1 protein-coding gene is annotated in these 660 nt (G+C 55.3%); it reads right to left on the reverse strand.

The window, feature by feature from the left end:
- The coding region (locus AC27HQ_RS16935; protein ID WP_487157370.1) for an Ig-like domain-containing protein at positions 1-660 on the reverse strand (660 nt) is incomplete at both ends.

The raw sequence follows: 660 nt of genomic DNA on the forward strand, positions 1-660 counted from the left end.
GGCAATATCACCACCGGTAGCGGTGCCCGTTACTGCAATGGTTTGAGTGGCTTCGGCGGCATTGATGATGTCGTCAGCGGTGATATTGTCGACAGCAACGGTGCCAGCCTGGGCGACCAGATCAACGGTATGCGTTGAAGTGCCGGTGCTTTCTACGGTGTTGCCTGCAGCATCGCTTGAGGTAACAACCACATCGAATTCGGTATCTGCAGCCAGGTCGGAGCCCGCAACATCAACAGTCCAGTTACCGTCAGCATCCACTGTGGTGTCGTATTCAGTGCCGTTGATCACAATGGTGACCACGTCACCCTCGGCAATGTCGCCACCAACGGCAGTACCCGTCACGGTGATGCTTTGAGCTGATTCAGAGGCATTGATAACGTCGTCAGCGGTGATGTTGTCCACAGTAACTGTGCCGGCCTGAGCGGCCAGGTCGACGGTGTGGGTCGAAGTGCCTGTTGTCTCGACGGTATTACCAGCAGCACTGCTTGAGCTGACCACTACGTCGAATTCAGTATCAGCAGCCAAATCAGCGCCACTTACGTTGACGCTCCAATTACCGTCGGCATCTACAGTGGTGTCGTATTCAGTGCCGTTGATGATCATGGTGACCACATCACCTTCGGCAATATCACCACCGGTAGCGGTGCCCGTTACTGC

The organism is Halopseudomonas sp. 4NH20-0008, assembly GCF_057548395.1.